This window comes from Kitasatospora sp. MY 5-36 (genome assembly GCF_001182915.1).
GTDB lineage: Bacteria > Actinomycetota > Actinomycetes > Streptomycetales > Streptomycetaceae > Kitasatospora.
In genome coordinates, this window is the sequence record NZ_LFVW01001015.1 from 1 (window position 1) to 2,437 (window position 2,437).

General features: G+C 72.3%; 3 protein-coding genes and 1 pseudogene. All 4 read right to left on the minus strand.

Annotation, left to right across the window (positions count from 1 at the left end; translation table 11 throughout):
* Window positions 1-608 (minus strand): NADH-quinone oxidoreductase subunit J (locus AE652_RS39560; RefSeq protein ID WP_199823217.1); only part of this gene is annotated, 608 nt, incomplete at its 3' end.
* On the minus strand, window positions 605-1,162 hold the full coding sequence (locus tag AE652_RS39565) for an NADH-quinone oxidoreductase subunit I (protein ID WP_049660446.1): 558 nt from the start codon (window positions 1,160-1,162) through the stop codon (window positions 605-607). The genes AE652_RS39565 and AE652_RS39560, both read right to left, overlap by 4 nt.
* Window positions 1,159-2,118, minus strand: coding sequence for an NADH-quinone oxidoreductase subunit NuoH (gene nuoH / locus AE652_RS39570; protein ID WP_369808373.1), 960 nt, complete (start codon window positions 2,116-2,118; stop codon window positions 1,159-1,161). Before nuoH ends, AE652_RS39565 begins: the two co-directional genes overlap by 4 nt.
* A pseudogene (locus tag AE652_RS39575) lies at window positions 2,115-2,437 on the minus strand (NADH-quinone oxidoreductase subunit C); the annotation flags it as partial. The gene nuoH and the pseudogene AE652_RS39575, both read right to left, overlap by 4 nt.

A 2,437-nucleotide genomic window follows, 5' to 3' on the forward strand; every position in this document is an offset into this window, starting at 1 on the left:
CGCCCGGCGCGCAGCCTGCCCGCCCGGGGCGGCGGCACCCGCCGCCCCGAGCCGCGCGACAGCACGATCGCGCCGACCAGCGCCGCCAGCAGCAGCACGGACAGCGCCTCGAAGGGCAGCACCCAGTGCCGGAACAGGCTGGCCCCGGTGACGGCGGCCGAGCCGCCGCCCTGGCCGAGGTCGATCCAGGAGGTCCGGAAGGCGTCGACCACCAGCGTGACCAGCGTCCCGGCCGCGGCCAGCGCCACGACCAGGGCCACCCAACGGTTCTTGGAGTCGGCGTCCGGCGAGCGCCCGATCGGCGCCTTGGTGAGCATCAGCCCGAACAGCACCAGGACGACCACCGAGCCGAGGTAGATCAGCACCTGCACCCAGGCGATGAACTCGGCCGTGAGCAGCAGGAACTCCACCGCCAGCCCGCCGAGCGCGACCACCAGCCAGAGCGCGGCGTGCACCAGCTGCCGGGTGGTCACCGAGACCACGGCCGAGCCGAGCACGGCGATCCCGACCAGCAGGAAGACGATCTCCTGCCCGGTCGGGGACAGGAACGAACGGGCGGCCGGCTCCAGGGAGCCGGTCGCCGCGAGAAGCGTGGTGGCACCGGTCACGCGTCGTCACCCTTCTCCTCGAGGGCCGCCGCGGCGGCGGCCGCCAGCTTGTCCGCGGCCTTGCGCGCGGTGGCCATCTCCTTGGGCTCCTCGGCCGCCGGGTCCAGCGCCGGCGGCGCGGGGACGGTCCACATCCACTCGCGGAGCTTCTCCCGCTCGTGGGTCAGCTCGTGGATGTCGGTCTCCGCGTACTCGAACTCCGGCGACCAGAACAGCGCGTCGAAGGGGCAGACCTCGATGCAGATCCCGCAGTACATGCAGAGCGAGAAGTCGATGGCGAACCGGTCCAGCACGTTGCGGGTGCGGGCCCGGGCGTTCGGCTCGGCGGCCGGCAGCGTCTCCTTGTGGGAGTCGATGTAGATGCACCAGTCCGGGCACTCGCGCGCGCAGAGCATGCAGACCGTGCAGTTCTCCTCCAGCAGCGCGATGACGCCGCGCGAACGCGGCGGCAGCACCGGCTGCACGTCGGGGTACTGCGCGGTGACGCTCTTCCTCGTCATCGTCCGCAGCGTCACGGCCAGGCCCTTGGCGAGCCCGATACCGGGGAAACTCATGAGATCGCCACCTTGATGATGCCGGTGAGGGCCAGCTGGACCAGCGCGAGCGGGATCAGCACCGTCCACGCGAAGCGCATCAGCTGGTCCTCGCGCAGACGCGGGTAGGTGACCCGCAGCCAGATGACCACGAAGGCCAGCGCGAAGGTCTTGAGGATCATCCAGAGCCAGCCGAGCTGGTCCGGCAGCGGTCCGTGCCAGCCGCCCAGGAAGAGCACCGCGGTCAGTGCGGACACCACCAGGATGCCCACGTACTCGGACAGCAGGAACAGGGCGAACCGCAGGCCGGTGTACTCGGTGTACGCGCCGAAGATGATCTCCGAGTCGGCGATCGGCATGTCGAACGGCGGGCGCTGGAGCTCGGCCAGACCGGCCGTGAAGAAGACGAACGCCCCGATCAGCTGCCAGGGCAGCCAGTACCACTCCCAGGCGTCCACGATCCCGGGCAGCGACAGCGTGCCGGCGGCCATCGCCACCGAGGCCGCCGCCAGCACCAGCGGCAGCTCGTACGACATCAGCTGCGCGGCCGTGCGCAGGCCGCCGAGCAGCGAGAACTTGTTCGCCGAGGCCCAGCCGGCCATCAGCTTGCCGATCACGCCGACGCCCATCACGGCGAGCACGAAGAACAGCCCGGCGTCGATCGCCTGGCCGACGAAGCCGTCCGGGCCGACCGGGATCGCCAGCAGCACGAAGAGGTACGGCAGCAGCGAGACGGCGGGCGCCAGCTGGAAGACCCGGCGGTCCGCCCCGGCCGGGACGATGTCCTCCTTCTGCGCGAACTTCACGCCGTCCGCGACGAGCTGCGCCCAGCCGTGGAAGCCGCCCGCGTACATCGGGCCGAGCCGGCCCTGCATGTGCGCCATGACCTTGTGCTCGGTCTGGCCGATGACCAGCGGGAGGACCAGGAAGACGACGAGGGTGGCGACGCAGCGCAGCACCGTGTCGAGCAGGTTCACGCGCCTTCTCCGTCCTGGTCGGCCGGTCCGGCCGAGGTCTCGTCCTTCTGCTCGACCGGCTTGCCCAACTTGCCGGGCTCGGCGGGCTCGCCCGACGGCTTCTCCTCGTGGGCGGGCACCGGGTTGTGCCAGGGCGCGTCGGAGGACCGGGGCGCGTCGGAAGGCCGGGGCCGTACGGGAGCCGCGGGCTCGGCCGTCGGCTCGGCGGCCGGCTCGGCGGGAGCCTCGGCGGCCGTCTGACTGGCCGACCCCTCGGACACCGACCGGGTCCGTCGTGGCCGGTCCGCCCGCACCGGCGGGGTGCCCTCGGCCGGAGCGG